General features: G+C 40.0%; 15 protein-coding genes. 3 read left to right on the top strand and 12 right to left on the bottom strand.

Going from position 1 to position 25,028, the window contains the following annotated elements; all coding sequences use genetic code 11:
- The first annotated feature begins 34 nt into the window (after positions 1 to 34).
- Both uspE and ttcA read left to right on the top strand, forming a co-directional pair.
- Positions 35 to 967, top strand: a complete 933-nt coding sequence (gene uspE, locus H5116_RS11215; protein WP_182716156.1) for a universal stress protein UspE — start codon at positions 35 to 37, stop codon at positions 965 to 967.
- A gap of 153 nt (positions 968 to 1,120) precedes the next feature.
- Complete coding sequence (gene ttcA, locus H5116_RS11210; protein ID WP_002963067.1) at positions 1,121 to 2,035, top strand: tRNA 2-thiocytidine(32) synthetase TtcA; 915 nt, start codon at positions 1,121 to 1,123, stop codon at positions 2,033 to 2,035.
- 82 nt (positions 2,036 to 2,117) lie between these two features.
- Here the strand turns inward: ttcA and H5116_RS11205 are convergent, their stop codons facing one another.
- The 10 genes from H5116_RS11205 to H5116_RS11160 all read right to left on the bottom strand — a co-directional run bounded on the left by H5116_RS11205 (position 2,118) and on the right by H5116_RS11160 (position 21,540).
- Positions 2,118 to 3,179: a hypothetical protein gene (locus tag H5116_RS11205; protein ID WP_182671758.1), complete on the bottom strand. Its 1,062-nt coding sequence runs from the start codon at positions 3,177 to 3,179 to the stop codon at positions 2,118 to 2,120.
- A 264-nt stretch (positions 3,180 to 3,443) separates the two neighbouring features.
- A complete protein-coding gene (locus tag H5116_RS11200; protein WP_182671759.1) occupies positions 3,444 to 4,514 on the bottom strand; it encodes a hypothetical protein in 1,071 nt (356 codons plus the stop codon).
- A 284-nt stretch (positions 4,515 to 4,798) separates the two neighbouring features.
- The gene (locus H5116_RS20475; protein WP_182694117.1) at positions 4,799 to 6,124 is read right to left on the bottom strand and encodes a PAS domain-containing methyl-accepting chemotaxis protein; all 1,326 of its coding nucleotides are present in this window, start codon (positions 6,122 to 6,124) and stop codon (positions 4,799 to 4,801) included.
- A gap of 479 nt (positions 6,125 to 6,603) precedes the next feature.
- Positions 6,604 to 8,652 (bottom strand): exodeoxyribonuclease V subunit alpha, encoded by a 2,049-nt coding sequence (gene recD / locus H5116_RS11190; RefSeq protein WP_182716155.1) that lies wholly within the window; start codon positions 8,650 to 8,652, stop codon positions 6,604 to 6,606.
- Positions 8,649 to 12,227 (bottom strand): exodeoxyribonuclease V subunit beta, encoded by a 3,579-nt coding sequence (gene recB, locus H5116_RS11185; protein WP_182716154.1) that lies wholly within the window; start codon positions 12,225 to 12,227, stop codon positions 8,649 to 8,651. The genes recD and recB overlap by 4 nt, the downstream gene beginning before the upstream one ends.
- Positions 12,214 to 15,513 carry an exodeoxyribonuclease V subunit gamma gene (recC, locus tag H5116_RS11180; RefSeq protein ID WP_182716153.1) on the bottom strand — a complete coding sequence of 1,100 codons (3,300 nt, stop codon included), beginning with the start codon at positions 15,511 to 15,513 and terminating at the stop codon, positions 12,214 to 12,216. The genes recB and recC overlap by 14 nt, the downstream gene beginning before the upstream one ends.
- A 160-nt stretch (positions 15,514 to 15,673) precedes the next feature.
- A complete protein-coding gene (locus tag H5116_RS11175) occupies positions 15,674 to 16,735 on the bottom strand; it encodes an alkaline phosphatase D family protein (RefSeq protein ID WP_182716152.1) in 1,062 nt (353 codons plus the stop codon).
- Positions 16,732 to 17,859 carry an alkaline phosphatase family protein gene (locus H5116_RS11170; protein WP_182716151.1) on the bottom strand — a complete coding sequence of 376 codons (1,128 nt, stop codon included), beginning with the start codon at positions 17,857 to 17,859 and terminating at the stop codon, positions 16,732 to 16,734. Before H5116_RS11170 ends, H5116_RS11175 begins: the two co-directional genes overlap by 4 nt.
- Positions 17,860 to 17,932: 73 nt before the next feature.
- The gene (locus H5116_RS11165) at positions 17,933 to 20,302 is read right to left on the bottom strand and encodes a TonB-dependent receptor domain-containing protein (protein ID WP_182716150.1); all 2,370 of its coding nucleotides are present in this window, start codon (positions 20,300 to 20,302) and stop codon (positions 17,933 to 17,935) included.
- Between the two features lie 194 nt (positions 20,303 to 20,496).
- Complete coding sequence (locus H5116_RS11160; protein ID WP_182716149.1) at positions 20,497 to 21,540, bottom strand: alkene reductase; 1,044 nt, start codon at positions 21,538 to 21,540, stop codon at positions 20,497 to 20,499.
- Positions 21,541 to 21,764: 224 nt separating this feature from the next.
- Here H5116_RS11160 and H5116_RS11155 point away from each other — a divergent pair, with 224 nt between their 5' ends.
- Positions 21,765 to 22,154, top strand: coding sequence for a DUF2750 domain-containing protein (locus tag H5116_RS11155; RefSeq protein WP_024595957.1), 390 nt, complete (start codon positions 21,765 to 21,767; stop codon positions 22,152 to 22,154).
- A gap of 66 nt (positions 22,155 to 22,220) precedes the next feature.
- Here the strand turns inward: H5116_RS11155 and H5116_RS11150 are convergent, their stop codons facing one another.
- Together H5116_RS11150 and H5116_RS11145 are read right to left on the bottom strand one after the other, a co-directional pair.
- On the bottom strand, positions 22,221 to 23,090 hold the full coding sequence (locus tag H5116_RS11150) for an alpha/beta fold hydrolase (protein WP_182694196.1): 870 nt from the start codon (positions 23,088 to 23,090) through the stop codon (positions 22,221 to 22,223).
- Positions 23,091 to 23,196: 106 nt separating this feature from the next.
- On the bottom strand, positions 23,197 to 24,522 hold the full coding sequence (locus tag H5116_RS11145) for an OprD family outer membrane porin (protein WP_182716148.1): 1,326 nt from the start codon (positions 24,520 to 24,522) through the stop codon (positions 23,197 to 23,199).
- Positions 24,523 to 25,028: the final 506 nt, after the last annotated feature.

Raw genomic sequence — 25,028 nt, 5'->3', positions numbered from 1 at the left:
TAATTGTACACCCGTTAGGCAAATGGAGTAGCATATGAACACTATTAAACGCATTATTGCGGTTATTGACCCTACCAAAGACGATCAACACGGTTTATCACGTTCAATAGACTTAGCCAAAAAATCTGGCGCAAGTATTACCGCCTTTATGACGGTTTACGACTTCTCTTATGAAATGACAACGATGCTATCTGGCGATGAACGCGAAGCAATGCGTGATGCCGTACTAAAAGATCGCCAGCTATGGCTTAAAGATTTGGTTTCACCTTACAAAGATATAAATATTGACACCCAAGTGGTTTGGCATAACCGTCCTTATGAAGCCATAATCGATACTGTAATTGATCAAAAGTACGATTTAGTAATTAAAGGCACACATCAACATGGTGCACTTAAATCCGTTATTTTCACCCCTACCGACTGGCATTTAGTACGAAAATGCCCTGCCCCGGTGTTGTTTGTTAAAGAAATGGCATGGCCAGAAAACGGTAATATTTTAGCTGCTGTGAATGCGGTTAGTGAAAACGAAGAACATGTAGCACTTAATAAACGGGTAATTAAAGACGCACAATTTTTATGTGAACTTGCCAACGCAAAACTTAATTTAGTTAATGCTTATCCTGCAACGCCCATAAATATAGCAATTGAAATTCCTGAGTTTAACCCTGGACTTTATAACGAATCAGTTAAAAAACACCACATTGAATCAACCAATGCACTTGCTGCTGAGTTTAATTTAAGCCAAGAGCAATGTTTTATTGAAGAAGGCCTACCTGAGGATGTAATCCCTGATGTAGCTAAGCGGTTAAATAGCGAATTAGTTGTTATTGGTACCGTTGGTCGTACAGGCTTAAGTGCCGCTTTAGTAGGTAATACAGCAGAGCATGTAATTGATAGCCTTGACTGCGATGTACTAGCACTTAAGCCCGATGGTTACGTAAGCCCGATGGCAAAGAAACTAGATTAATTAAAAATTTAGCAAGTAACATCCAGTTTGTTACTTGCTAAAAATACCGTGTTTAATTACATCCTAAACTCGCATATTCAGGTGGTTTGGGTATAATACGCCCCTTTATTTTTAGCAAATAACTTTGCTGTATTGATTTACTAGGGGGCGTAATTGTCACACTCAGATCAAGCTAAAGCTCAATTTAACTTAAATAAGCTACAAAAGCGTTTACGTCGCCAAACTGGTCAAGCCGTTATGGACTTCAATATGATTGAAGAAGGTGACCGTATAATGGTGTGTTTATCAGGTGGCAAAGACAGCTACACAATGCTTGAAATGCTTCAACATTTAAAACGTGTAGCACCTATAAAGTTTGATCTCGTTGTTGTAAACCTAGATCAAAAACAACCAGGGTTTCCTGAGCACGTTTTACCCCAGTATCTTGATAAATTAAATGTAGAATACAAAATTGTAGAAGAAGATACCTACAGCATTGTTACTGACATTATTCCTGAAGGTAAAACAACCTGTTCACTTTGCTCACGACTGCGTCGTGGTATTTTATACCGCACAGCAAATGAGTTAGGCGCAACTAAAATAGCCCTTGGCCACCATCGTGACGACATGATTGAAACGTTGTTTTTAAATATGTTTTACGGTGGAAAACTAAAAAGTATGCCGGCTAAATTAATGAGTGATAACGGCGAGCATATGGTTATTCGCCCACTTGCATACTGCAAAGAAAGCGATATAAGCCAATACGCATTTGCACAAGGTTATCCAATTATTCCGTGTAACCTATGTGGTTCGCAAGAAAACCTACAGCGTAAACATACAAAAGCAATGCTCGCTAAATGGGATGCTGAGCACCCAGGCCGTATTGAGAGTATTTTTACAGCAATGCAAAACGTCGTGCCTTCACACTTAGCTGATGCTGATTTGTTTGATTTTAAAAACTTACAAACCGGTGAAGTCATTGATGGTGGCGATATAGCTCTTGATAAGCCAGACATTCCTAAAGTGCCTGTTACTAATGAGCTTGATGAACAAGAAGCGCCAAGTGTAGTTACTATAAATCTAAGCTAACATATCTAGGCTAACAAATTTAAGGGGGTTGTATTTATGTACAACCCCCTTAAATTTACCAATTCAGCCTTACGTTGTCTTTTTAACTCTCAGCTAGGCCTTGTAAAAACTCTAAACTTAACTTTTCTTGTGCATTAGTCTGATACGGCAACTGCTGTAAACTGTCGTACGAGAAATCGTTTATATCAAAATGGCTTATTTCACTATTCCCAAAGCTGTTACGCTCACCTGGGCTTGGCGACATTCTTTCTATTACAAAGTCACTTAAGCGCATATCGGTAACGCCCTTAGGTAATACTGACCAATGAGCTTTTAAGTCTACGGTTTGGCTCCCTTGTGTTAAGCGTTCCTTAGATACCAAATGAGCAAGTGGTGTATCACCACTATATAAATTCGCCCTAACACGGTACAAACCACTTTTTATCACCGTTAAATTAGCTGGCATAATCATGTTTTCATTTTGAGCATAAGCAATTTCAAAACCTGTCAAAGTAGCACTTGGCGGCATATATTGAATTTGCGCAACTACGGGTACTTTTTTGCCGTCAACATCGCCCTGCACATACACTTGCAAACTACGAGGGTAATCTTCATCTTCTTTAAATGTAATAATTGCCTCACCTTCACGCGCATTGCCCGTATGGGTATTTAATACTTCCTTTGTATCAGTATTTGCAAGTTCAATGACCACTTTACCAAGCCCTTGAGCGCTTACCTTTATTGTTATTTCTTCTGGATATACAAAACGATATTGTTTGAGGCTTACCGTTAAAGCATCGCCGCTTTCACCTATGGGGCTCGACACAGGATAAAACTGATTTGGCTTTAATCGATCTTCATCTAAAGGACTCAAAGGTTGGGAATAAGGAGGAAACTTAAGTGCACTTTCGTATTGCATCACCACTTGCTGCGCTGCTTTTGTTAGGTCTTCATTAAACGCAATTTGCTTTTTTGATTGTGGTTTTTTAGCTTTAGGCACATCTATAGGGATCACTTTTACAGGCGATAAGTCAGGTGCGTTCGCGCTGTGTTTAATCTGTGGTTTTATTGGCTCAGCAACTTTATGAGCATCATTTTTACCAGTAAACCATAGCGAGAATAAAATAGTGCTAATAATTAAAGCAACGACATAAAATTTTTTCATTTTTATATTTCAATCTTTTATAAGGCGTATAGTTTTTAATACCAATCTGCTTATATATGGGTCTATTTAACGTCAAGAAAATTACGCTAGAACTAGGCAAAAATTTTTGTATCTAGTTGTTCTCGGCAATTGCTCCCTGCATTGCTCTACCTCCTGCATCCATGCAGTCGTAAATAAAAAATTTTTAACGACGTTATAGTGGAATTTAATTCGTTAAATTGATCAAAGATTTATGCAGATTGGTATAACTACACGCCTTCTATGTTATGGAATCACATTATAAATAAGTGCTGATGCACTTAAATTATTTGAATCCCTAATATAACGATATTGTTTTTTCCAAAACCAACTACCTGTAGTTTTATCAAACGTATTAAACCCTACGTTATTACCTTCAACATTTACGTTATTCATGGCTATTGTGACATTACCTTTACGCTGCGCGTTATGTATTTCGTTATGGCTATAACTGTCACTCATCATCATTGGATAATGATTTGGCATAAAGCTACTAACAGCATCACCTTGCGATTTTAAATGGCCATCTGTATCAATACTGCTGCTACAACTTCCAAACGAGCCAGCCGAACTTGCACCACATGAAGAGTGCGATGCTACAACCGAATCATCATTACCTTTTAAAAATCCACCTGTTAAACCTAAATACGCATTACCATCTGCCACAAAGCGTAATCTAGGTGTACGTGCATCAGGAAATGGCGATATTTTACGGGCATTATTCACTTTTAAATCGTGTAATACACCAACAGCTTCGGTTACATCGCTCCCTAGCCACCATTTGAGTGCTGCATCGACCGCAAAGTTCCATGATGCGCCAGTTAAAGCACTAACGGCTACATCTGCAAGCTCACTTCCACCACCCGCGCCTGCTAAATCAAACGTCGCAACAATATTAAGCGGCTGTAAGCCTGCGTTTTCTAACCAGTTTTCTTGGTTATCAATAATATGGCGTGCAACTAAGTCGCCTGTTGAATGTGTTACAAATACACAGCCATCACTGCATAAATTAGAGCGTGAAATTTGCTTTAACTTTGGCCACACCCAATCGGTAGCAATTTTACCTTCAATTCGCTCATAAGCAGGCCAATCAATTCGCTCATCTGCACGATTATTCCAGTACGATTGCCAATATGTTTCACCGTCATTAATTACATCACTACCCGACTTATTGGTTATTTGCGAAGTTTGTAACCCGTGAATTAATATAATTTTGTAGTCTTTACTCGCAGCAGAAAAGCTCATTAGCATAGCAAGCCCAGCACCAATTAGGTGACTTGGTTTAATTAACGTGTGTGTGCGCTTAGTGTTGTTCATACAATTCCTTAATGTTATGTACGTAATATTTTATTATCATTTAAGGTATTCATACTAGGGCTTGTCAGCCTTGGCGTTCACCAGTATTAGGAACAAAGAACAAAAATGCAACAACTTATTATCATTTATAGGGGTGAAGAAACTTATTACTTGTTATTTAATGGGTTAAAAAAGAATAGTTGTTAAATTTAAAATTATCAGGGGTGTTTCGAGAGTAATATTGAGGGGGTAGGTTGAGCGGGTACCGGTAAAGGTGCCCGCTTTAGAATAAGGACGTAACTAATCTAGCCGTTAGCTTTAAGTTCACTGGTAAATTGCCCAATCGCATTTACAACTTCTTGTGCGCCTTGCTGAATTTCCTGCATCACATCACCCGACTCTTTAGATAGTGCTAAACCTTGCTCTGCTTTTTCTTTACCTTTTTCTATTACAGCCACCGTATTTTGGGTTTGTGATTGGTTACGCTGTACTACTTCTACTATTTCTTCTGTTGCTTTTGATGTACGCGATGCAAGCAGTCGAACCTCGTCTGCAACCACAGCAAAGCCTCGACCTTGCTCGCCAGCTCTAGCCGCTTCAATTGCGGCATTTAATGCTAACAAATTGGTTTGCTCTGCAATACTACTAATACTTTGTACAATACTCGATATTTGTTGCGACTGCTGATCAAGCGCTGAAATTTCACTTGCAGCTTGCTCCATGTTAATAGCAAGCTCGGTCATTACTGTAACCGTATCTTGTATAACGCTCGCGCCTTGCTCTGCTTTTTTATCAGTTTGGGTTGAGGTGCTATAAGCAATTTCGGCAGCCTGAGATATCGCAATTTCTTGATTTACTTGCTCTGTAATAACTGTTGCAAACTTCATTACTTTATAAAGCTCATTCGCGTCATTTGAGATTGGGTTATATGACGCTTCTAACCATACAACATTGCCGTATTTATCAACACGCTTAAAGCGCTCCGCTATAAACTGTCCTTCTCTTAATTTAGCCCAAAACTGTTGATACTCTTGGGAATTATACTCTGAAGCTTCACAAAATGTGCGATGGTGTTTTCCTATTAATTCACTTTCTTGATAACCCATTGCTGATAAAAACTGCTCATTTGCTTTTAAAACATGGCCTTCTAAATCAAATTCAATTACTGCCATAGAGCGATATATCGCTTTGATAGTGTCGCTTTGCTCGCGGGAAGCCGTAATTGTTTTTGTAAGCACACTCCCGAATATAGAAAAATAGAGCAACTGATCTTGCTCCCCTTTTACAGGATGTACTATTAAACGTAACCATTCAGCTTTACCATCACCGCGCGCAATTTGTAATGCACCGCCCCAATGTCCTTCTTTTTTTATAGCTTGCTGTAGGCTTTTAAATTCTGAAGATTGACGAGATGACTCAGTAATAAAATCATCAAAAGAGTTATTAGTAAGATCGTCTTCGTTGTAGCCTAAGTTTTCTAAAAACCTATCATTGGCGTGCGAAATACGCCCATCATAAAGAATATTAACAACTAACATCTCTCGGTAAAGCCCTTCCCACACTTGTTGTAACGGATAGAGTTCTGCTTTTAAAGAGGCTATTTCATTTTGCTTATTTTTAGAAAAAAACATTAATATCCTTAATTGGGCGTGTTGACCTTTGTGGATTGAAATTTGTTCAATCTAGGGGCGATTAAATCACGGCGCGAGGTTTGTAACCTAGTGGGCTCGATAACTGCTCCTGCGTTATTCTAATGGCTTACATCCATGTAAGAATAAGTAAAAACCGAGCAAAGCTTCCGCGTCCTGCTCACGCCCCTTACCTACATCCATGTAGGCAACAAAGAGTTAATCGTCCCTAGAAAGAACCCAAAGGGCAGCGTATGTTTGGTATTTATACTACGTTATCGCCTATTTATGGGAAATACCACACTACATAGGCTCTGCCTTGCCTAAAAACCAAACACACTACTGCAAATTCACCCACCAAAGATCAACACGCCCGAATACATTCAATATAAAATTAACTTTAGTATAGAAGACATTTATAATAACGCGATAAATAACAAGCAGTTTGAAGCTAAATTATTAATAAAAAATTCAAATTAAGCTTAAAATTGTAACCTTTCATATAAACCAGATGCTCTTGATACGCTTTTATTCATTGCTAGTTGCAGTACTTTTTTGTCAGCCACCAGCTCAAACTTATTTTTAGCGCGGGTTATTCCCGTATACACTAATTGCCTGTTAATACCCATGCGCGCTTGTTTTAGCGGTGGCAGTACCATAGCGGTGTAACTAAACTCTGAACCTTGTGATTTATGAATAGTCATTACGTATACTTTATCGTGTGCAGGGAGTCGTGCTGGCGAAAATGCTCGTTGATTACCTTGCTCGTCAATAAATATGGCTTTGAGCTGATTGCTTTCATCGGGCATTAAAATACCAATATCGCCGTTAAATAACTTAAGCTGGTAATCGTTTTGGCTCACCATAATGGGCATGCCTGTATAATGATGAGTATTAGGGCTAACTGTTATTAAACCTTGCTGTTGCAATACGCGCTCTATTCGCTGATTTAAGCTATGCACGCCGTAATCGCCCTCTCGTACCGCAGCTAAAAGCTGATAACTAGCAAAAGCAGCATGCACCTGTGCAACATCTGCACCTTGGGCAATTAAGTTAAGGTATTTTGCATAATGACTTGCTGCACTTTTAACAAGCTTTTCAATTGGTTTCGCTACAAAGTCGTAATCTAAAATTACATCGTTAAAACGCCCTTCGGTACTTTCTTGCTCAACGTAATTTAAAATACCGGTGTTATTTGTGTTTACCGCAAGTGCGAGTTGACCAATGCCGCTTTGTGCATCAAATCGATAACTGTGCTGTAAAAAGGCAACGCAATCTGCGAGTTTAAATTCACTCACGCTTTGCGCTACGAGCTTAGGCTCATTATTAAAACATAAGCTATTTAGCTCATCACAACGTGCTTGCGAGTAGCGTGGCGTTTGCCCAAGTGTTAAACCTTGGCATAAATCGCTCATTACGCTGCCAGTATCTACCGAGGCCAGCTGGTCTTTGTCACCTAGGAGTATTAATCTCGCATGCGCAGGCAGTGCTTCTATTAATTTAGCCATCAGCGATAAATCGACCATACTGGCTTCGTCAATAATCAGCACATCTAAATGCAGTGGATTGCTTTTGTTATGTCTGAATTTATTAGTAAACGGTTTTACGCCTAATAAGCGATGAATAGTTTGAGCGTTTTGCGGTATCAGCGTTTTTATATCATCAGGAATCGTTGTGAGCTTATTTTTAGCGCCTAAAATAGACTCACTTAAACGTGCAGCGGCTTTACCTGTAGGGGCCACCAGCTTAATGCTAAGCGGCGCGGTTTTATAAAGTGACTGCAAAATAGCCAACAACTTAGTCACTGTGGTAGTTTTACCGGTACCTGGACCACCCGTGATCACGCTAAAGCCTTTGGAGGCAGCAATCGCACACGCCACTTTTTGCCAATCAGTTTCAATTGCAGAATCAGCAGGAAAATAGGTATTTAAAAGTTCTGCCAATATTTCATTATTAATATTGAGCTTTCGCTCGCTCATGCTTAATAGTCTATCTGCGAGTGTTTGCTCATAACCGGCAAGGCGCGCAAAATAAAGTCGCTCTTTAAACAGTTGCAGTGGTTTATTTTCGCCCACGCTTTCATGGTTTTGCAAATAACTGAGCGCTGTATGTACATTAAAGTCATCACTAAACGGGCTTAGCGTACTGGGTACATTGCCATCTAGTTTATTAAAGTCGCTTTTGCGCAAGTTAAAAGGATTGCTCCAGTCAACCTCATTTAAAGTTAGGCAGCTATGCTGACTTTGCTGCGATAAGCACAGTAATAAAATAATATAAAACAGCTCATTATGTGTTTGCTCAATGTCATTAGCACACAGTAATTCAGCGAGTTTAACATCAACCACACGTAGTCGATTTTGCGCTAATAAATATTCAAGTAACGGGACTTCGATAATAGTATTATTTAACACAATGTCCTCTAATGAGGCATCTTGTGCTACATTTTTTGAAGTAAGAGGCTCTACGGCTTCATTATTAAGTGTCTCGTCTATATCGTCAAACAAGCCAGGTTGCTCATTTAAATCGCTCATAGCATGGCTCCTTGGCTAAATAAGCCATCTAAAATAATCACTTGTTCTTCAGTTAGCTTTTTAAAGTACACGCCTTGCCCTGCCGGCATCCCACGTAAAAACGTGTAATACACGCCGCCTAAATGGGTTTCTACCGAGTAATCAGCTATACGTTGTTTTAATAAACGATGCAGCGCTACCGTGTAGATTAAATACTGTAAATGATACTGATGACTGCTCATCGCTTGCTCAAGCATGTCGCTCTCGTAATCAGCTGACGTGCTACCTAAATAATTAGACTTATAATCTAAAATATAATATTTGCCTTGGTAGCAAAATATTAAATCGACAAAGCCTTTTAACAAGCCCTTTACGTGCGAAAATTTAAGCTTACTTTGTGTAAAACCAAAATGTTTAACCAGCATTTCGTTTAGCTTTGGTGCACTTAAGCTCTCAAGAGGTAAATTAAATTCCATTTCGACTAGGCAATCTTTGGGTGTAAGCACACCCAATGAAAGAAGGCTTTTTTCTAAAGAACTGTTATCTAGGGGGCACGCAAGAACATCAAGTACCCACTTTTCAGCCACTTCTCGCCATTGATCACCTATGTGGTACTTTTCAAGGCTGCGCTTAACTACTTCAGATAAGTTTTGCTCGGTATTAGTTGGGTGAACTATTGGGCTAGTAAAATCTATTTGTTCAAATATTTCGTGTAAACAGCTACCAGGCTTTGCCCCTTTAGGAAAACTATAAGGTGATGGTAGTTCGTCCTCTTGCACTGCAAACTCGTCTTTTTCGTGATCTTCATCACTTCGCCCTGGGGCTAATTGGTCGCTGTGCTTTTTAAAGCTCAACGCACTAAAGCTGGTTGCTCGCCAGTTACGTTCAATATTTGCTGTTACTTTATTAACACTTAACGTTTGCTGCGCACTTTCACTGTTATTAAAACAAAGTGTTCCCTGCTCTAATAATGTTTGTGGGGTAAATTGCTGATAGCTCATCGCGCTGTTAGCGTCGCAAAACTCACTTAAATGCGTGCGCCATGTTTGGCTACTGGCAAGTTCAAGCCCTGCAAATAAAACATGCCCAAGTGCACTACTTTGCATAGCCAAGCGGCTACTTTGTCCTTGCCCTATGTTATAAACACCAAGCGCACAAAAATGTACGGCGCGAGTAAGTGCTACATAAAGCAGGCGTAAATCTTCAGCTAGGCGTTCTTGTTCTGCTTTTTGAAGGGCATCTTCGTCTTTACTTAAATCGTAAACTAGCTTGCCATTATTATGATAAAGCGCTTCTTTTGTTTCGCGATAGCCACTGGCAAACGGCATAAATACCAAAGGGTATTCAAGCCCCTTTGAGGCATGCATAGTGACAATTTTAACTAAGTTGGCGTCACTTTCAAGGCGTACTTGTACTGTTTCACCGTCTTGTTGGCTTACCTTTTGTGCAAACCATCGCAGTAAACGCAGCGTGCCTTCAAGCTCTATTTGTTTTTGCTGAAGTATTTCGCCCAAGTGCCTAAAGTCCGTCAGCCACCGCTCAACGTTATATCCTAACCCTTGCCATTTAGCGCTAAGCTGGTTATGGCTCATTAAGCGCTCAAGCATTGCCATAGCGCCTTGCTTGTCCCAAATGTGGCTAAGTTGTGCAAAAAAGTTTAAGTAGTCTTGCCATTGATTTTCATCATCAGCGAGTGCATGTATTTCGTTATAACTTAAACAAAATAGTGGACCAGCTAAAACACCGCGCAGCAATGACTCGTCATATTGACCATGCAGCGCTGTTAAAAAGTTAAGTAGGTGATGGCTAAGCTCTTGGCTAAAAACGCTTTCTCGCGATAAATACACGCTGGCTATTTTGGCATCATCTAGCGTTTTTTTCATTATTTGCGCTTCAACACGGTCGCGCACTAATATACAAATATCGGCAGCGCTTACAGGGATACTGCCAATACACGCATCCCCTTGTTTTGCTTTTTCAAGCAGGGTGACTATTTTATTAGCAAAGTGAGTGGCTAAATGTGCTTGCCCTACACCTTTGTTGGTTGGTTTGTTTTTTTCGTCTGCGGCTTCATCCACAAACACATTAAATTCGAATGCGGTCGCGGGTTTGCCATCAATTAAAAAAGAGTCTTCCGCTTTTTTACCTTTAGCAGCTACTGCGTTAAACGGTATGGCGTCGTTATAAATAAAGCTGTTAGCGTGTTTGCCAAATAAACTATTAACGCTATTGACTATATCGGTGCTCGAGCGAAAGTTAGTCCCCAGCGTAAATTGCTGATCAGTCTGTACAGCTTCTTTTGCGCCAATGTACGTAAAAATATCTGCGCCCCTAAAGCCATAAATAGCTTGTTTAGGGTCGCCTATCATGGCAAGCGTGGTATTTTGTTGCCCATAAATTTTACTAAAAATACCGTACTGAATCGGATCGGTATCTTGGAATTCATCAATCATGGCAACCGGAAACAACTGTGCAATTTTTTGCGCTAGTACGTCGCCTTGCTCGTTATTAAGCGCACTGTGTAAATTGGTCAATAAGTCATCTGGGGTGATAACGCTTTGCTCTTGCTTGCGCTTAACTATTGCGGCTTTTACCCAGCGTGCTGCATGTTGTACAACCGCTATTTTTAGCCCTTGGTTTATGGTGTTGTTAAGGGCGGCAAGCTCGTCAAACTGACTCAGTAATGGATGCACAAATAATGGCTGATTTTTTTTATAATTAGCTACATCGCTTAAGTTTTCTGTACTCCACACTTCAAACGAATACTTGCTAGTGCCAAATTCAAAAAACAAATCACCCCCTAAACAAAATGCTTCAAGCGCACCAAGGCTGCCTTTTCGTGCTGGCGTTTTAGACCCGCTTAAACCCGAGCTTTTAATAGCACCGATAAACTCTTGCTCTAACACCGCTTTTTTAAATGCAGGCACACGGGTTATGTACTCGTCACGGGCTTTCCATACATCATCTAAATTTATTTGTGGTGTAATGTGTGCATTAGCTTTGTTTAAAATGCTCGCCACTTGAGCGAATAAAGACTCTGGTGCGGCAAATACATCTAAAATAGCATCGGTGCGTTCTTTATTAAGTGGGTATACAAACGCACGCCAAAAATCTTTAATGGTTTCAAGTAATATGTCGCGCTCATCTAAAATAAATTCGAGATTAAACGCCACTCCCGACTCAAACGCATGTTGTTTTAGCATCCGCTGACAAAAGCCATGAATAGTAAAAATAGCGGCTTCGTCCATTGATTTAGCAGCTGCATCGAGCAAATCAAACGCGCGGTGCTTATCATCAATTTTGGCAATTACGCCTTCAATGAGTTCGTCGTTTGGGTCTTGCCCAAGCAATGCGTCGCGCGCAGCAATAATTCGGCTGCGTACGCGGTCTTTAATTTCTTGGGTGGCGGCGTCGGTAAAGGTTACAACCAAAATTTGCTCAACACTGAGCGGCGTACTTAACTCACCTTCTATTTGCATACCTAGTAAGTAACGTAAATACAGCCCCGTAATCGTATAGGTTTTGCCGGTACCCGCACTGGCTTCTATTAAACTTTGACCAATGAGCGGCATAGTAAGAGGATTAAGTGCTTGCATGGTCACTCTCCTTTGCGTGTTCAAATAAAGGCGTGAGCAATTTATCACTCCATTTTATAAATTCTTCTTGGCAGTCATTTAGCGATTGCACCGTTAAGCGAATATACGGATTTTCGCCCTCGCCTCGCCCTATGTATTGCGGGCTAAATTTGCTCATTGCTTTTGTTATATCGCCGCCGCTTTTAACGTATTCATAACCACTTACCGGAAAGAACGGCACAGGCTCCGCGCGCAGCGCTTTGTATAACTCAAACCAATCAAGTAACAATGCATCGGCATCAGCTTTATTAATTGGCGCAAAGGTAATTTGCTTATCAAGCCCAAGTAACAATGTTTCTACTTGTTGATCCATACTTTGCGCTGCGAGGTGATAAATAAAGCCTTTAATTAAATCTTTCGCTTTAATACTCGCACTGCGGTAAAACACTTGTTTTTGCAAATACACATGATTGAGCCAGCCCTCTATTTTAGTGCCTTCAATGGTAAGCAAAACTTCTATTGGCTCACTTTTCCCGCCTTTAATGTGCTCTTTTACTTGCCCTGCAAGCGCGTCAACTCGGTGCTCCATACTCTCAAATATGAGACTGCCTACATTGGCTTGAGGTAACTCACCCCGCTGCAGTATTTGCTCGGTACTTAGGGGTTGCTCGTTTATGTTTGCTTCGAGTATTTCATCAAGGTAAAAATAACGGCGCAGCGCATCTAGGCTAAAGGGTTCTTCGTCTTTTGCTACTTCGTTAAATTGTGGCAGGCGTAAGCCCAATGTTTGTTGATAAAAGCTCTCTTGTGCGCTGCACACACTTCTAATAAACACATCAAGATCTAGCTGATCTGGCACAGTCACATCAAGCGCAATAACTGGCTCTGGTTTAATTGACTCACTTGGCAGCCAAATTGGATTGTAACTGTGGTTGCTCAGCACAGTATTTGCTTGCTCATCGGCTAAATAGTAATGGCTATTAAAGGGCTGTAAATGCTGCTGATTAATTAGACATGCGGGCAGCGTTTTTTCACTCTTTTCGCTTAATACAAAACTACGCCCAATATATTCTAACAGCTCGCTTACAAGGGTTGATGGCATGCGCGGTTGGTTATCAAAACACGAGCGACCAATGTAACTCATGTATAAGTTGTCGCGGGCACTCAGTAGCGCTTCTAAAAATAAGTAGCGGTCATCTAATTTACGTGATCGGTCACCTTTTTGCTTTTTAGAATAAGGCACTAAGTCAAAACCAATAGGCTGTACGTTACGCGGGTAGTCAGCATCGTTTAAGCCCAGCATGCATACCACTTTAAATGGTACGGCGCGCATGGGCATAAGCGTACAAAAGTTTACTTGCCCAACCAAAAACCGCTGCCCTACGCCTTTTTCTTGAATGCCTTGTTTAACTAAGTAACTAACAATACGCTGCGAAACTGCTTTACTGTAATCGCCGTTGTCGTGGTGTTTTTGTAACTCTTCGAGCACGTTTTGAAGTACTAATAAATCCCAGCTGTCGTCGCTTTCACTTTCGTATATGGCGTTTAATAGCTCGCTTAAAATATGCGCTTTATTAGTGAGCGTATCATCGGGCGTTAGCTGCTCTTTAAAGCTTTGCAGTACATCAATAAAATGCACGAGCTTGTTGAGCGTATCAAGCGCCATGCCTTCTACTTCATCAGCGCTGTAAATACCGTTAAACGGGCATTGTTCGTCGCGCATGGCTATACCAAGCAGTAAACGGTTGAGCCCATGTTGCCAGGTATTTAAATCGATAGCGGGTAAATCAAAGCTGCTTTTATGCGCTGCGTTTATACCCCATTTTACCCCTACACGTTCAAGCCAATATTGAATTTGCTCGTATTCGTGCGCTTCAAGCCCAAACTTTTCGGCTATTTGCGTCACTTGTAATAAATCGAGAATATCCGACACACCAAAGCGCGAAAACGGTAAGTTAGCTAAACTCGCAAATGAACTAAGGACGGGCTTTTCTTGCTCTATGGCTAAATCGGCTAATGCGTACGGAATAAAACGGCTGCCTTGCGCCCCGCCAAATACAGCTTCAATATAAGGGCTGTAAGTGCCTACATCGGGCATCATGACAATTATGTCTTTGGGAGTAAGCGTTGGGTTTTGATTAAATAAGTTAAGTAAGTAGTCGTGCAAGCGCTCAACTTCTCTGAGCGGTGTATGGCAATCGCTGAGCGTAATACTGGTGTCGGTTGCGCTGATTGGTAACTTACCTTCGTCGTTTATAAACCACTCTTTGTTATCGGTCAGCGATTCGCCTTTAAACGCAAGCTGATAAATCTCGCTTTGTACTTGCCCTAGTAAGGTGTCGTCAAACACATCAATAAAACCATCAATCCAACGGGCATCTAACTGTACAAGTTGTTCAAAATAGTCGCGACCTAATTTACCCCACGACGATAACAACGGATTACCAATAAAGTAGTATTCTTCATCTGGATTGGTTTGTTTTTTTTGTTGCGCTTCCACCAGCGGCATTTTAGCGTATTTAGCGCTTATTTTAGCTGCTGTTTTTTCATCTATAATATCGCCCCAGTAATGCTCACTCGGGTTAAAAAAGAATAATATAACCTCTGTTTTTTTACTCAGCGCTGCAAACACCTCAAGCTGGGAGCTGGCAATCGCCGATATACCAAATAAACTAATGCGTTGTGGCAGTATGCTATTATCCATAGTCTCAAGTGCTGCAAGTAATTGCCCTTGCATGTTAGCGCGATGAAATTGGCTTTGCCCAAGTTCTTGGCTTAGCTTTACAATGCGTCGCCATAAATCAGGTTGCCATGGGGCAATGGCTACATCTACGTCATCAAGCTCATCTTTGCCGCTATCCCATGTGGCTATCCAGTGCGGTCGGTACATTAAATATTGGTCGTACACATCGGCTATTTTTTCGCATAGCGCAAAGGTTTTTTGCCCGTCAATATCGCCCTCTAAATAGGTTTTTAGCGGCAAATAAAGCGGTTCATCAATGCAGGTTGGTAAAATTGCAAACAGTTTCCAAGCAAGGTTGGGCTTATTAAATGCCGACTCTTTAGGGACATTTGGCAGTAATTGCTGATACAACTGCCAAATAAAGCTCGACGGCAGCGGAAAATCTACCTGCGCTGCAACCCCTAAGTTTTCGCTCAAACCTATTTTTAACCACTGCGACATACCCGGCGATTGCACTAGCACCACTTCTTTGTCGAACGGGCTTTGCAATGGGTTTATTTTTAACAGCTGGTGGAACTGCGCTTGCAGGGCTTCCATCCGGTTTGATTGAATAATATTTAGCATATAACACTGACCTTGCTTGAGATAAAACCAGTGTAAGATATTTTCAATATTAGGGGTAGCGCAAACAGGTAATTGATATTAATAAATCAGAGAGTTAGCAAGTAATTTAAACGCACAGCATTAATTTTGATCACTGTGCGTTTTTGTTTATAGAGTAATGTTATTTATAAGGGCTAATACTTGATAAACTAAAGTCACTTTGCATTATTACTTGGCCATCAATGCCTTTTAATTTAAGTGAAATAGTGGGATCAGTTTGATGCCAGTCTATGCTTAAATCACCGTAATTTACGTTATGAGTATAATTCCCTACTCGGTGCTTGTTAGGGCTTACGTCTTTCCATTTTTCAGTTAAGCCTGAGCTGGTCATCTCAATTAATGGGTAATCAAGGTTTTGCTGGTACTTTGATATTTCACCCCAGTGCGTATCGCCGCTGATGATCACGACCCCATTTACTTTATGCTTTTTAATCAATGCAAATAAACGGTTTCTATCTTCAGGAAAGTTTGCCCATGACTCCCAACCTGTAAAATCGGGTAAAAGCTGTAAGCTTGAGGCAATCAATTTAATTGCAGCAGGCTTTTTAAGCTCTTGTTCAAGCCATTGCCACTCGGCTTCACCTAGCATTGATGCGCCCTTCACTTCACTAGGACTATACGGGCCTTGGTTATTTAACTTACGTTTAGTGTAGTATTCAAGCTCACCTACATGGTTTAACGCATCACGGTTCCAACGTAAATCAGGCATTATTACTTGTATGGTTTGCTCATTTTCACCATACATGTACGAGGTATAAATTCCATCAGAGCGAGTGCGACGCGCTGAGTTTGCAGGCTCACCCCAAAAATTAAGCATAATTTGGCGTGATTGCTCTTTATGCGGATACTCTTTACCTGCATCGTTTTGGCCATAATCGTGGTCATCCCACATAGCAATAATAGGCGTTTGCGCTTTTAACGTTTTAAAACCAGGCTTTGCCCCTAAACGTTGGTACTTATCGGTAAGTACATCCATATCGTTGGTATCGCCGTAGATATTGTCACCCAAAAATATAAACAAATCGCCTTTCTCTTTGTTAATTGCATTAAATATGGGTATCTTTTTATCTTGATGCCCACACGAACCAAATAGAATTTTAGATGGCGCGGCAGTAACACCTGTACTAATAACCAAACTCAACACCAAGGCAAATAGGGTTAATGGTTTTAATAGGTTCTTCATTTTAAAATCTCGCTAATAGCAGGCGCCATATTTGAATTTATTTCATTTGGATTCTGCCCAAGCGCCTTTAAAACGGTCGCCGCTATTTGCGCTTGTTTAAGCTCATTTTTAGTTTTAATTAAGCCACTACCTTTTACTGCGGGGCCAATGGCTGCAAGCCAAATATATTCAGAGCCGACAATTCCTTCTGGGTAGGTATTTTCACCTAACTCTAGCTCAGTAAGTGCACGTTTAGAGCTGTGATGTTGCCAATCGTTGGCATTATTGCCACGGCCGTGATCAGTAGTAATAATTAGTGTGGTGTTATTTTTATAACCCGCTGTAGTTTGAATGGTTGCCCATAAGTCTTTTATAAACGCGTCACTTTGCCTTGCCGATTTAAGGTATTGATCGTAGTGACCATCATGCGCAAAGTCATCGGTTTCGCCTAAACTTATCACTAACAACTTAGGCTTTTTAGCCAACATATACGCTTTAGCAAAGCGGTATGTAAAACTGTCTAGTCGTACGTTATACCAAGGACTGGGGATTTCGTTTTGTAGCGCATTTAACAGTGGCGCATCTGTGAATAAATTCTCTTCAATTGACATAAAACCTGCATTTACATACACGTTACTGCGCTTAGTATTTACAATGTATGGGAACACATCCCAACTACCAAATAAGGCTGTGCTATCTTTAAACTCAGGTAACTTATCTAAACGCTCTAAAATAGTTTTATTTGGGTTGAGCACTTTGTTATTACTATTTATATTTTCGTCAACTTCACCGGTGAGTATTTCGTTATAACCAGGGTATGAAAAATACCACGGGTTACTTACCGACATAGTAGAGCCGTTAGCTCTATCGCCAATTATAATCCCTTTTTTAGCCACTACTTGCGTTAAAAAAGGCATTAGTAATTGCTGGCGCTCATTTGCTGTTTTTGCCCAAAACTGGGTCTTTAATTGCTCTGGCTTTTTAACAAAATCAGTATTATTAATTAAGCTATTATCAGCCCCATAAAATACTTCTTGCCAGCGTACTCCATCAAGCGTTACCAGCACTACATTTTGCGCTGCTGTTGCAAAGTTACTCGCTAATACACTTAAGCTAAATAGTGTTACTTTTATAATTGTTTTCATCGCGTTTGCGCCTTTTCATATAATAAAGCCCATCAATGATGGGCTTTATTTTAATTCAATTACTAAAACTTAATTAAAAGTCAGCGGTAAATGTAACTGCTGCGGTGCGTGGCGCGCCAATGTAATAAGTAGCGCCGTTACCAGTACCACCTGCTAAGTAGCTTTTGTCAGTAACGTTATAAACAACAAACGATACGTCAATGGCTTTAAACGGACCTGCATCTACGTCAGTTGAATAACCTGCATTAAAATCAAGTACGGTGTAGCCGTCTACTTTATTACGCGTGCGAGTGTCTTCGTCTTGCCATGCACCTAAGCGCTCACCAGTGTATTTAGCCGATAAACCAACACGAAAGCCATCGCTAAAGTAATCGGTAGATACCACAAATAAATCTTCTGATGAATCTATTATGCTGTCGCCTTTTCTAAAGCTCGGTGCTACCTCATTACCACTTTCATCTCTTAATATTACACCCTGTGAATCGTATGCATTTGGATCATCGGATGAATACTCAGAACTGCTATTTGTATACGACGAGTACACACTCCAGCTTGGTGTTAACATATAGCTTGCTGCAAGCTCAAGCCCATTTGAGTCAATCCCCCCTACATTTACGTACGAGCCATTTGTACCAATGGTGTAATCAATGCCGTCTGTGCCACTACCAGGGGCAATAAAGGTAATGCGGTTATCAAACTTAACACTGTAAGCCGTTGCTGTAAGGGTTAATCTGTCGGCTTGGTAACGTACACCAAAGTCGATGTTGTCGGCAGTTTCTGGCTCTATGTTTGTAAGTGTTGAGCTATCTCGCTCAAGCACACCGTCTTTTATTGCTGAAAAATTCTCGCTGTAACTAGCAAATAATTCTGTGCTGTTATTTAGTTGATACAATACGCCACCGCTAAATAACACGTCTGAGTCGCTATCTACTTTATCTGATCTTTCGTTAGCAAAGTGGTCATACTTTTGTAATTCAACTAAATACTGTTTTGCACCAATATTTAATGTTAAGTCACCAAAATTAATCGAGTCTTGTAAGTACCATTTGAATGTATCGGTATCAAAAGTGTTTTTGTATTGTGTCCAGTAAGGCGTGCTATCAAAGTGATGATAAATACGCGCGTCAATTACTTTGTGCCAATCACGCGATTCATCACGCTCACTTTGCTCATACCAAAAGCCCGCTTCTATATCGTGATCACCAAATGTAGCTTGGTAATTTGCCGTTACACCTAAACGATCTTTGTTGTAATGCGTATGGCGGTAAGACATAACCGGCGTTGCTGTTGCATCGTAACACGCAGGATTTAAACCAGGACCCGACTCCCATGGCCAGCTCAAACTTTGCGTACAATCGGCATTGGGTGCAAGCGGGTTGCCTTCACTATCAGCAAAACCATAAGAGCCTGCATTAGTGCCACCCTCGGTTGTTGGGTCACCATTTTCATCAACAGGTGTTGTTAAATAAGGTGGGATCCAATCGCCGCGACCTGAATTTTTATGATAATAAGGGCTAACAGTTAATAATGAAGTTGGTGAAATAGCGTATTCAAATTTTAAATAGCCTAAGGTATTTTCACGAAGCGTTCCCCAACCTTCTGCAAACATTTGATCAAAGTGCGGAACTCCCGTCCAATTCCATGTTAGCTGATCCCAGTCTGGAGTTTGTTCAAACTGCTCAAGGCTTACGCTGTTATAGTTTGTCTCGCTTACATCATCGTAAGATAAACGACCAGTAAGTGTTAAATCGTCAAAATTAGATACAAACTTAAGCTCAGCGTGTTGGTTGTCTTTGCCCCCATTACTGCCTGAACCAATCCAGCGGCTTGTATCTGTTTGCGAGTAACTTACGTACGCTTGTGTGTTATTAAAAACAGTGCCTGTTTCGTGTTTAATATAATAACGCGTGGCATCGTGGCTGCCTGATGTATAAGCAAAGGTAGTGCCTTTTTCAAGGCTTGGGTCTTTACTTACAAAGTTAAATGTCCCGCCTAGTGCTTCAAGTGAAGCCGACTTAATATCAGAGGTACCTTGACCTACTTCTACCGTTGCTAAATTTTCACTCTCCAAGTAACGGTTAGCTTTAGCACCACCGCCGTAATTAGAGCCACCATTGGGAATGCCATCAACGGTCATACCTAATTGTTGTTGGTTCCCATCAATACTAAAACCACGCATAGTGATTGTAGTAGACCAATCGTCGCCACCAAATGCATCACCTTCGTTTATGCTAATACCTGGTAAGTTATCAATAACCGATAATATGCTCGATACCGAACTTTGTTGCTCAAGCATTGCAGGCTCAATAACATTGTTAGCGTAGCTCGTTGGTTTAGCAACCACGGTTACTTCTTCTATGGTGTTGTCGTTAGCATAAGTAGATGTTGATACCGCCATAGCAACTGCCATGCTCAATAGCGATTTGTTTTTTAAAGCGTACATTGTTGTCCCGTTTAGTTTTAATTATGAAATATGAAAACGCGGACAGTATGAATTTTAAATATGACAACGAGGATGAACTTTATTTACATAAAGGTTAAACAAATATGGAAGATTTATGGCGGGAATATGTACAAAAAAAGACACCCAAAGGTTTAGCTTAAGGTGCCTTAATAACTAAATATAATAATTAGCTGTTACTTTAATTCAGCTAGCATTTCATCGCTGTAAGGTACTAACTCTTCACCGTTTGCAATTTTGCTAATGTAATCTGGGTTTGCGATAAGTGGGCGACCAATAGCGATTAAATCAAACTTAGCATCGTTAATTGCCTCTTTTGCTGACTCAAAAGTATAGCTGCCTACGCCTACTAATGTACCTTTGTAGCCTGCACGTAAAAATTCAGACGTCGTTTTACCTTCAAGCGACTCAAACGCTGTACTGTCGTCAAAAATACCGCCGTGTAAGTATGCTAAATCTCTCTTCTCAAGCTCTGGTAATAAGTAATCAAATACCGCTTTATCACGGTTATCTTCGCTCATATTAAAATAAGCACCCGGTGTAACACGTAAAGCAGTACGCTCATTACCTACAGCGGCGATAACTGCATCGGTTACTTCTAGTGCAAAACGCGACATATTTTCAGGCGTTTGACCGTATTCGTCGCTGCGTGTATTTGCAGCGTAATGTAAAAACTGGTCAATCAAATACCCGTTAGCACCGTGAATTTCTACCCCGTCAAAACCCGCTTCAATCGCATTTTCTGCCGCTTTTGCGTAATCAGCTACTAGGCCCTTAATGTCATCTATAGTCGCTGCTTTTGGTGTGATATATGTAAGCTCACGCATACGAGGTACAGAGCCTTCAACGCCAATTGCCGATGGTGCCAGTACATCGCCATCAAAAAAGTGAGGATGTGCAACACGGCCAACATGCCAAAGCTGTGCAAACATTTTGCCGCCATTAGCGTGCACTGCGTCTGTTACTTTTTTCCAACCTTGAATTTGCTCACTGGTAAATAAACCCGGTGTATTTGGGTAACCTTGCGCATCTGGACGAATAATAGTTGCTTCGCTAATAATTAAACCGGTTTCGGCACGGCGAGCATAATATTCAACCATATCTTGTGTTGGCACTAAGTTATCGTCAGCCATACAACGCGTTAATGGCGCCATAAGTACGCGGTTTTTAAGCTCAATCGTATTATTTAGTTTAAACGGAGCAAGTAAATCAGTAGTCATTTTTCAATCCTTCATTAAGTATATGCTTACTACAATGTGGCCTTTTTACAAACATTCAAGCTTATTTTGAATGATCGCTCAAATTAGTTGTGACTTATACTGCTCAATATACAAATTAGATCTGCATTGCTGAAATTAAATAGCAACTTTTCAACACTCTGTCATATAACTCGATATACTTGTGTGCATATAATTGAGATATAGTAATTAAGAGTGAGCTAATTATGACAACGCCAAATTTAAGCGAAGAACAAGCTGTAATTTTAGGGCTTGGGGCAAAAAAACGCCTAGCCTATATGTTCGAAACCGTACAACAATTTAAACAAGTATGGATTTTAAACGACGATGATGGCTGCGTTATGCTTGCCAACGAAGATGACGACTGCGTACCAGTTTGGCCAACTCGCGAATTTGCAGAGGCATGGGCAACTGGCGAATGGGCTGGCTGCAGCGCTAAAGCAATTCCACTTGCTGATTGGTTTAGTCGCTGGACACCAGGCCTTGAAGAAGATGACCTACTTATTGCTGCCTTTCCTACTGAGGAAGACGACGGCACGATATTGTTTTCAGACGAGTTTGAAAAACAATTAAGAGCACCGAAGAAAAAATATTAAGGTTCAAAGCCTAAATACTCAGAGTTATTAATTTATAAACACGGCACTTAATTTAGTGCCGCGTTTTTATTGGCAATTTCTAAAATCCAAATAAGCCTGCGTAATAGCATCTGGATTTTCTACTTGCGGATAATGCCCAAGCTCTACAAACTCTTGTACGCGCGCATTGGGAATAAGCTTTTTATAATGTTCAATCATGTGCTTACCAGAGATAGGATCTTCTGCGCCTGCTATAAACGTAAGTGGTATATTGCTGTTTATGATGGCACCAACCCAACGTTCTCGGTTTTGCTGCCTCTGCTTTATATAACTAATGAGTTTAGGCATAACGGCTAAACCATCTTTATAAATTAGCAACTCCCAAAGTGTGTCTACCACTTGTTTTGAAGGCGGTGTACTTTTACTAAAAATAGTCACTAAATTATTGGCAAATTTTTGTTTATTCATTAATTTTGGCACTATCCAACCTAGCTTTGAAAGTAAAAGCTTTTGTATAAATAATGGTTTATGCACCTCAGGAAATAACCCACCATTTAAAAAACACACGCTGTTTATTTTAAAGTCACTTTGACTAACCACTTGCCTTGCTAATAACTCTTGAGCCACTGTATCGCCATAGTCATGAGCTAAAATATGTACGTCATTAATATTTAACGTTTTTAAAAATTGGGTATATAAGTCGGCTTGTTCGGTAATTTTATAAGTAGCGTTTATTGGTTTATCTGACAAACCAAAACCTAGCATATCGAGCGTAATTACAAAATAATGTTCACTAAGCGTTTGCCACATACCTTCCCAATCCCAGCTAGCACTTGGAAAGCCATGTATTAAAAGCAGCGCAGGCTTAGTTATATCACCAGCTATTTTTGTAAATATTTGATGGCCAGAAATATGAGTGAATTGGCCCTGCGATTGCCACTGTTGAAGAGAAAACATATATTAGCTTTATTTTTATTATCTATTTGTTAGTTTTATCATAGTGGTAATTAATAAAGGAAATAAAACCAATGTATAAATTTGCATTGGCTTATTAAACGTTATTTTAAAATTTAATAGTGTAATCTACATAAACTCGGTGGTCGGCTCTGTCGCCTTTAACACCATCAACGCTGCCTGATTTTTCGGTTGTATAATCTACAAATAACCAGCGCAAACTTAAGCCTTTTATTTTCTCAACTTTATAGCGCGTATCTACAGCCCAATATTTTTCATCAGCTGTGCCAGCTAACTTACCCAGCGCAGAGTTTTCAGCATCGCTACCGCTTGTGTAGTAAAACTTTGTTGTTAAACCTGGCGATACTGCTTTTAAATCAATGCCAAAACGTGCCTGCCACGTTGCCTCGTTTTGATTTGTTAAATCGGCACCAATCAATGAGCGAGTTGGAAATGGGTTTGTACCATGATCGCCACTAAAGTTATCTTCAATCCAAGCATCACTTACTTTAGTAAATGCCACACCTACACTCCAAATATCTTTTTTCCAATCAGCATCTAAGTAATAGGCAAATCCATCGTTTTCACTTTTAGTTAAACCTGTTAATGCGCCAGTTGCATCTTCATCATCTAAATCGCCGCCCTCTGCGCCTGTTACAAATAAATCACCATCATCTTGTGAGGTAAATATGCCAGTTGAAAGGGTTAACTTACTTTGCTCAAGTTTAATGTCGTAACTAATTTTTAATCCCATTTTACTTAGATAATTGTGGGAATTTAAATATTCAGCCTCTAATGTTATGTTGTCTTTTTTATGCGTAGCACCTACGCCCCAAATTACGCTAATGGCGCCAGGTGCCGATTGATCGGTAGAAAAGTCTTCCCATCTTTCATCATGTCGACGGCTCCATTTATCGTATACGTAACCATATAATTTAGTGTTGCCAATTTTGTAATCGCCAAAAACACCTCGAAAAGTATTAGGAATAGCACGGCTGCCTGAGCTTTTTAAAAGCATGCTTTTGGTTTTTTGCCCACCTACTTTAACGTGACCGTTTTTGCCCAATTTAAAATCTAAAAAATATTGACCAAATTTAGAAAAGCTATCGTCTACTCCACCACTCTCATTACCTGCTGGTAAAATATTACCTGCGGCTGAACCTGTAGAGTTAATATTCATTACGGTGTAAGTCGATACACCCACATTCAATAAATCATTTATATAACCTGATGTGTAATTGAGCTCTATACCTTGAGCAAAAGTTGAATCGTCACTTGCGTCGTTATCGTAGTCACGGTCGAAATAAATTGATCTAAGTTTTATATTAAATTCATCTTGTTCTGTCAGCCCATTAACAGCAGCATACGAAGGAATAGAAATGCATGTTAATACTGCGCCTGTTGCCGCAAGTAATTTAGATACTCGGTGAGCCATAGTTATCTCCGTTACCTTGTTTTTTAAGTTTTTACTGTGCAGCACATAGGGATATGTATGCTTTTTGACCTACACGGCAAACATGTCATAAGGTAATTACATTTCAAGTAATTACCTTTCTTTCATGCTAATAAATATAGAACAATATAAATTTATAATGTTTTAATTTTTATATTATAAAATAGTAAGAGTTTGTTTTATTACGGATGAATTGTAAAAACTGGTAAAGATTACCTCTTACTCACTCGTATCTAAGTCACTAATTTTATTTAAAAAAATCATAATATTAATTTAATTTTACTTGATTTAAACTTACCTAAGTAAAGTTATGAGCTGCTGATTTCTTCTAAAAATCAATAAGCACAAAAACCAGCACCTTTTGCTACTACTTTTGTTGGTATCTATAAAGTGATGCAGAATTTATAAATTATTATATTTATATGCACTTTAGTTTTATCTTAAGGCTTAAAATCAACTTTTTAGACTCCCCCTACTCTAAACCTCTA

Source organism: Pseudoalteromonas sp. SG45-2 (assembly GCF_014164115.1).
GTDB lineage: Bacteria > Pseudomonadota > Gammaproteobacteria > Enterobacterales > Alteromonadaceae > Pseudoalteromonas > Pseudoalteromonas distincta.
Note: the sequence above shows the minus strand (reverse complement) of the source record. Positions and strands in the feature narration are given on the sequence as shown.

Coding starts and splice junctions, on each gene's coding strand:
- recC (WP_182716153.1), bottom strand. CDS start 15,513: ATGCTAAATATTATTCAATCAAACCGGATGGAAGCCCTGCAAGCGCAG.
- H5116_RS11205 (WP_182671758.1), bottom strand. CDS start 3,179: ATGAAAAAATTTTATGTCGTTGCTTTAATTATTAGCACTATTTTATTC.
- H5116_RS20475 (WP_182694117.1), bottom strand. CDS start 6,124: ATGTTTTTTTCTAAAAATAAGCAAAATGAAATAGCCTCTTTAAAAGCA.
- H5116_RS11155 (WP_024595957.1), top strand. CDS start 21,765: ATGACAACGCCAAATTTAAGCGAAGAACAAGCTGTAATTTTAGGGCTT.
- H5116_RS11150 (WP_182694196.1), bottom strand. CDS start 23,090: ATGTTTTCTCTTCAACAGTGGCAATCGCAGGGCCAATTCACTCATATT.
- H5116_RS11170 (WP_182716151.1), bottom strand. CDS start 17,859: ATGAAAACAATTATAAAAGTAACACTATTTAGCTTAAGTGTATTAGCG.
- H5116_RS11145 (WP_182716148.1), bottom strand. CDS start 24,522: ATGGCTCACCGAGTATCTAAATTACTTGCGGCAACAGGCGCAGTATTA.
- H5116_RS11175 (WP_182716152.1), bottom strand. CDS start 16,735: ATGAAGAACCTATTAAAACCATTAACCCTATTTGCCTTGGTGTTGAGT.
- recD (WP_182716155.1), bottom strand. CDS start 8,652: ATGAGCGATTTAAATGAGCAACCTGGCTTGTTTGACGATATAGACGAG.
- recB (WP_182716154.1), bottom strand. CDS start 12,227: ATGCAAGCACTTAATCCTCTTACTATGCCGCTCATTGGTCAAAGTTTA.
- uspE (WP_182716156.1), top strand. CDS start 35: ATGAACACTATTAAACGCATTATTGCGGTTATTGACCCTACCAAAGAC.
- H5116_RS11165 (WP_182716150.1), bottom strand. CDS start 20,302: ATGTACGCTTTAAAAAACAAATCGCTATTGAGCATGGCAGTTGCTATG.
- H5116_RS11200 (WP_182671759.1), bottom strand. CDS start 4,514: ATGAACAACACTAAGCGCACACACACGTTAATTAAACCAAGTCACCTA.
- H5116_RS11160 (WP_182716149.1), bottom strand. CDS start 21,540: ATGACTACTGATTTACTTGCTCCGTTTAAACTAAATAATACGATTGAG.